Below are 4,746 nucleotides of genomic sequence, written 5' to 3' on the forward strand. Positions count from 1 at the left end.
GTCGGCGATTTCCACCAGTCCAGCAGCGCCGTAGCTGCGCACGACGTCAACGATCGCCGTCGAGATTACGGGCAGGCCCGCAGCCAGGAACTCTGGCGTCTTGGTTGGGCTGATGAACCGGGTCGCCTCGTTGAGTGCAAACGGCATCCAGCCGGCATCCCAATGGCGCAGATAATCGGGCAGGTCGCAGTAGGCCTTGGCACCCAACCAATGCAGGTTGTCGGCCTTCGGCAGGATTGCAGGATCGATTTTGACCACGGGGCCAATCATGACGAAATGCACGTCCGGCATCGTCCGCGCCGCTAGCGCCACGAGTCCGGCGTCCAGCCGCTCGTCGATGACGCCGAAATACCCCACCCTCGGGTGAGGAGTGCCGGCCTGATCGGCTGGGTCCTTTCCTGGCAGCCTTGCCTTGTGAAAATGTTTCACGTCGATGCTGCTCGGAAAGGGGTAAATAGCCTGATGCAGGCGGCGCTTGGTCTCGAACAGGCTCAGGCCACCGGTGAAAACGAGATCGGCGCGGCGCAGAAGTGCCTTTTCCATCTGCGCCAGTTCGGGCGGCGCATTCTTGAAAGCGGAGAGTTCGTCCATGCAGTCGTAGACGCATATGTCTGGGTCAAGAAACTCCGTGAAGCGGAGAGCCATCGGCGTGTAATACCAGGCGATCAGCCGGCTGTGCGGCATAGAAGCTATGATCTGCTGAACAAACCTCCGCTGCACGGCATCTGATTTCGCGGCCGACGCGCCGAGCGGCAGCACTGGTGTCACGATCAGGATGTTTGGCGATGCCTCGCTCGTCCGCATCTGCGGCTGTGGCAGTTCTTCGAAAACAGGCTCCTCAAAGTAGACCACTCTCTGCTGCTCGGATGCGAGGGTGAGGATATGCTGCGGCCGTTGATGAACGAAATTCCATCGCAAGTGGGAGAAGCAAACCAGTAGATTTTCCCTGCCAGTGTGTTTACTGGCGGATACCCTGCCCAAGGCTGCTTCCATTGAGATGTTCCTTCCCGTAATCTTTAGTTTATGTTACGACTAACATTTGTTAAGCGCGGATCGAGGAGAAATAGACTTCGATGCCAGCTCCTAACTTTCCAGCGCGTGAGTTGTTCCAAGGTGAAGTGAAGAGCTCTCGGTCACCGCTCGGATGACGAATGCGACCATATTTCCGCGAAGCTGAGAACGCCCGCCGCGCATCGCCGGGCTTTGAAAGCGTGAGCGACGGGGGAATGTCGGTGGAGAACGGACCTGCCGTATTTGCGTTGAAGTCGCTGGCTATAAAATGCGCAGGACATCAAGTTGATTCGCCCGCATCGCTGGCGAGTCCGTGCCAGGCGAATTCCGGGGCTGATATGAAGATCGACTTTGCGACCAACGTTTTTCCGCTGTTTCATCCGCAAAGCGTGGATGATCTCAAGGACCCTTGCCCCGTCTTTGATGGCAGCCTGTGGCACGTCTTCGGCTCGAGCGGCACGGTGACCACCGAGACGTGGACGATACTGCACGCCACGGCGCCGGACCTTTATGGGCCGTGGACCGAGCATCAGTCGATCGAGCTTCCAATCAATGGGAGTGGTGTTGCGGCTCCGGGGGTCATCCACGAAAGCGGCGTCTTTCACATGTTCATCCAGACCGAGTTCATGAAGTCTGGCGGCCGCTGCGAGCATGCGGTTTCCAATGACGGGTTCCAGTGGGTGGTTCTTAGCCCCGCCATCCTCGCCATCCCGGACACCGAGGAAGATGGCATTTACGATCCGCATCCCGCACTTATTGGCGGCAAGCGCTATCTCGTCTATTCCGCCATGCCAAAATTCACCAGGGTGCCGCAGCCCGACATCTATCTCGCACGCAGCCAATCCGACTCATGGTTCGGTCCTTGGAAGCGGATCGGCAAGATCCTCGACCACAATGATGTGCCTCACCACAACACGAGAGAGGATCCCGACTATGAATGGGGCATTGAGGGCGCACAACTGGTCGAATTGCCGGACGGTCGCGTGCTTCTCAATGCCACTTGCTTTCTGCCCAATGGCCTTCGCGGGAACCGGCAACGCGTGTTTTTTGCCATCGCGGATAACGTTGCTGGACCTTACGTCTCGATCGGCCCGGTGCTGGAACCAGGCCAGCCGGGAGAGAACGGCCACTCGACAGTGATGATCGAAGGCAGCCAGCTTTCACTGTTTTATCAGAGCCGGGTCGCCACGACTGATCATCGGTGGCGCTACGGCTTGGCCAGATGTGACGTCGCTCTGCTTTCCAGGGTCGCGTGATCCGGTCGGCGCCACTCGCACCGACTGCATCAACGAACTGGACGGCTCGCATTGCGAATAAGCGTCCGTGGCTCGAGACATTCCTGCGGAAAGCCTGCCGGAATTAAGTGTTCCTCGCACGGAACAATGCATCAGAGCTGAGGTTCGGCTGACTTCCAACCAGGAGTCAGCCATGTATTCACCGACAAGAAATTGCAGTACCCGGTTCGTGTGGAAACGCCCAATCCAGTCTTTGCCCGTGCCTTGCAGCAGGCCATCGGCGGAGTAGAAGGCGAGATCCGCGTGGCCTTGCAGTATTTCTTCCAGGCATGGGGATGCCGCGGGCCGGCCAAATACCGCGACCTGTTGTTGAACACGGCGACGGAGGAGCTCGGCCATATCGAAATGCTGGCGACTGCGGTCGCCCTCAATCTTGAGGGTGCACCACTTTCGCTGCAGGAGGACATCTCGTCGGACACGGTCGGCGGCTCGGTCCTCAACGGGATGAACTTCCGCCATATCTTGTCGACCGGCCTGGCCGCACTGCCTGAAAACGCCAACGGCGTTCCCTTCAATGCTTCGCATGTCTATGCCAGCGGCAATCTTGCCGCGGATATGGTCGCAAACGTCACCGCGGAAGGAAGCGGCCGCGTGCTTGCGACCCGCCTGTACAACATGACCAGCGATCCCGGCATGAAGGACATGCTGTCCTTCCTTATTGCGCGCGACACCATGCACCAACAGCAGTGGCTCGCGGCAATCGAAGATATGGGCGGACGGAACGCGTCTCTGCCGGTCCCCAACTCCTTCCCGCAGGAAAAGGAGCATCAGGACGTATCCTATGCCTTCATCAATTGCTTCGTCGAAGGTGTCGAACCAGCGCAGGGACGTTGGAGCGAAGGACCGTCGATGGACGGCAAGGGCGAGTTCTCCCTGGTCGCCGGTTCGCCAATGGGCGAGGAGCCCATCCTGTCGCCGCCTCGGCCAAGTTCCGGCGCCCAGAGCGAGCAGATGATCGACAGGCGGGCAGCCGAATAGGCAAAGATAGCAATGCCGGAGGCAGCCGGCACTCGGCTGTCTCCTGCTAGCGGCTCCTGCGGAGTAGGGCGCACCCATTGGTGACTGGTGCGTGCCTGACGAAGCTCTCCATTTCCGCTTCGACATAAATGCTTCACCTAGGGAACATCGCCGGCTCCGCGAAGTTGGACAGCCACGGAGGACGTGCACATGAACAGTGTCATCTATCTTATCGGCGTTATCGTTGTCGTGCTGGCGGTCCTCTCCTTCCTCGGTCTTCACTAGGTGGCCCCATGCAGCATGAAAACGATCAGGGCGGACAGCCCACCGATTTCGACAAGGCGAAAAGCGACGTTTCCGAAAGGCTTCGCCAGGAAAATGAGCGTGCCAGCGAGTTGCTTCACGACGCGCGTGACACGGTCACCCGCAAGGCTGGCGACTATGCATCTGAAGCCAGGGAGGTCATCTCCGACAAGGCGCAGGAAGCGCAGCGCGACATCGGATCGAGCCTGGCGGCGCTGGGCGGCGCACTGCGCGCGGCCAGTGATCACCTGGCCAACAACGATGAAAGGAACGCATCGAAGTTCGCATTGGATGCTGCCGGTGGCTTGGAGCGGCTTTCATCGTCATTGAAACAGAAGCCGTTCGGCCAGGTCCTGGAGGACGTGCAGTCCTTTGGCCGGCAAAATCCCGGTGTCCTGCTTGCCGGATCGGTATTGGCCGGATTGGCTCTCGGGCGGTTCATCAAGGCCTCGCCGCCGGCGGGTCCAGAATTTCAGGATGCGCCGGGAGACCTCAAATCCCACACCGATCAGGCACAGGGTTGGTCCGCTGATCGGTCGCAGGATTCTGGCGTCGTCGGCGATGATGGGGCCATGCAGAGCACGGAGCAGGACAGATGAACACCCAGGACAACCCAAGCCTTGCCGGGCTGATCACCGACTTGGCCCAGAATGTCACCACTTTGGTGCAAACCGAGGCCAGGCTGTTTCGGGCCGAGCTTTCTGAAAAGCTTGCCAAAGCCGGAGCAGGTGCCGCGGAAGTGCTGGGCGGCGCGATCTGCCTGCTCGCCGCGCTAATGGTGTTGCTGCAGGCACTCGTTATTGCACTGACGCGGGCAGGACTTGGCGCGGGGTGGTCTTCCCTGCTGGTCGGCGTGGTCGTGGCGGCCCTCGGCATTATCCTGCTGCGGACCGGGACGGCCAGCATGGCGCCTTCGGAACTTACCCCCGACCGCACCCAGGAACAGCTCAAGCGCGACGCGAGCGTGATCAAGGAACAGGTGAGATGACTGAGAAATCCGCAGCCGAACTTGAACGCGAGGCCGAGGCAGCCCGTGCCCGGGTGATGGAGACCGCCGAATCCATTCGAGGCAGGATGACGCCGGGACAATTGCTGGATGAGTTCACCGGGCTGTTCTCGGGAGGGGAGAGTTCGGCCATGCTCGCCAACCTCAGAACGCAGGTCCGAGACAATCCTTTGC

Annotated in this window: 5 protein-coding genes and 1 pseudogene; 5 read left to right on the forward strand and 1 reads right to left on the reverse strand. The window is 59.9% G+C overall.

What is annotated here, in order from left to right; translation table 11 throughout:
- Nucleotides 1-993, reverse strand: a 993-nt coding sequence (locus EN949_RS33110; RefSeq protein WP_164782622.1) for a glycosyltransferase family 1 protein, incomplete at its 3' end; no start/stop codon positions are given.
- A gap of 158 nt (nucleotides 994-1,151) precedes the next feature.
- Here EN949_RS33110 and EN949_RS33115 point away from each other — a divergent pair.
- From EN949_RS33115 to EN949_RS33135, 5 genes and pseudogenes are all read left to right on the forward strand, one after another.
- The gene (locus tag EN949_RS33115) at nucleotides 1,152-2,267 is read left to right on the forward strand and encodes a hypothetical protein (RefSeq protein WP_164752036.1); all 1,116 of its coding nucleotides are present in this window, start codon (nucleotides 1,152-1,154) and stop codon (nucleotides 2,265-2,267) included.
- A gap of 192 nt (nucleotides 2,268-2,459) precedes the next feature.
- Entirely contained in the window at nucleotides 2,460-3,284 is an 825-nt protein-coding gene (locus EN949_RS33120) for a manganese catalase family protein (protein WP_127371053.1), read from the forward strand.
- 272 nt (nucleotides 3,285-3,556) lie between these two features.
- Nucleotides 3,557-4,165, forward strand: coding sequence for a DUF1206 domain-containing protein (locus tag EN949_RS33125; RefSeq protein WP_127371052.1), 609 nt, complete (start codon nucleotides 3,557-3,559; stop codon nucleotides 4,163-4,165).
- Entirely contained in the window at nucleotides 4,162-4,554 is a 393-nt protein-coding gene (locus EN949_RS33130; protein WP_013525134.1) for a phage holin family protein, read from the forward strand. The genes EN949_RS33125 and EN949_RS33130 overlap by 4 nt, the downstream gene beginning before the upstream one ends.
- Nucleotides 4,551-4,746: pseudogene (locus EN949_RS33135) on the forward strand (DUF3618 domain-containing protein); the annotation flags it as partial. The gene EN949_RS33130 and the pseudogene EN949_RS33135, both read left to right, overlap by 4 nt.

It is taken from the genome of Mesorhizobium sp. M7A.F.Ca.US.007.01.2.1, from assembly GCF_003998165.1.
Lineage (GTDB): Bacteria > Pseudomonadota > Alphaproteobacteria > Rhizobiales > Rhizobiaceae > Mesorhizobium > Mesorhizobium ciceri.